This is a genomic window from Mesorhizobium sp. M0618, assembly GCF_040320765.1.
Taxonomy (GTDB): Bacteria; Pseudomonadota; Alphaproteobacteria; order Rhizobiales; family Rhizobiaceae; genus Mesorhizobium.
Genome location: NZ_JAMYQH010000079.1, coordinates 1 through 802, shown reverse-complemented (window position 1 = coordinate 802; position 802 = coordinate 1). Strand labels below are relative to the sequence as shown.

Here is an 802-nt window from a genome sequence, read left to right as displayed (position 1 = left end):
TAGGTCGTGAACTCATAAATGCTGGATGATTGAGACGCTGGAAAGCAATCACCCGTCGGCCTACAATCTGACTATGCCGTTCGCCCGCAAATTAATTCTTCATGTTCCGGTATCGGATGAGACCTTGCTCGATGGCTTTGTTGAGCAATGTCTGAATGACGGTGTATCGCTCGTGGCCGTGGTCGGACCGGGCTGCGCGAGGGTTGAAGACATTATCGACGAGATCGTCGTCGGTGACGGAAGCGACGAGACACGCTTTATATGCACGACTTCTCACCCCGATGAGCCATTTGAGGATGTGTTGAACATGGCTAGGACGTGGGAGTTCGAGCGCGGCGATCCCGTCGAAGAGGTCCGGCTGTAAGAGTCGTTGACCGCCCGCAATTTAGGCTTCCATATCACGCCGTTTTCTGATTCAGGCTCCACATGAGCCGATATGACCTGACTGACTTCGAATGGCGCGCGATCGAGCCGCTGTTGCCCAACAAGCCGCGAGGAGTGCCGCGCGTTGACGACCGCAGGGTGCTGAACGGCATCTTCTGGGTGCTGCGATCGGGTGCGCCATGGCGCGATCTGCCGGAGCGATACGGCCCGCGCACCACCTGCTACAATCGCTTCGTCCGATGGCGAAAAGCAGGTGTGTGGGACCGCCTCATGGATGCCATCACCAAAGCCCATGACGGCACGGTGCAGATGATCGACACCTCCATTGTTCGCGTGCATCAGCAGGGCGCGACGGCAAAAAGGGGGATCGAGATCATTGTCTCGGTCGTTCCCGAGGCGGGCTGACAACCAAAATCCA

At 57.5% G+C, this 802-nt stretch carries 1 protein-coding gene and 1 pseudogene; both read left to right on the top strand.

Going from position 1 to position 802, the window contains the following annotated elements; translation table 11 throughout:
* The first annotated feature begins 25 nt into the window (after positions 1-25).
* Positions 26-364, top strand: a complete 339-nt coding sequence (locus tag NKJ04_RS33605; RefSeq protein WP_245490608.1) for a DUF7684 family protein — start codon at positions 26-28, stop codon at positions 362-364.
* 62 nt (positions 365-426) lie between these two features.
* A pseudogene (locus NKJ04_RS33600) lies at positions 427-802 on the top strand (IS5 family transposase); the annotation flags it as partial.

What these genes read in the sequence shown, in the direction of transcription:
- NKJ04_RS33605 (WP_245490608.1), top strand. Translation starts at nt 26, where the DNA reads ATGATTGAGACGCTGGAAAGCAATCACCCGTCGGCCTACAATCTGACT.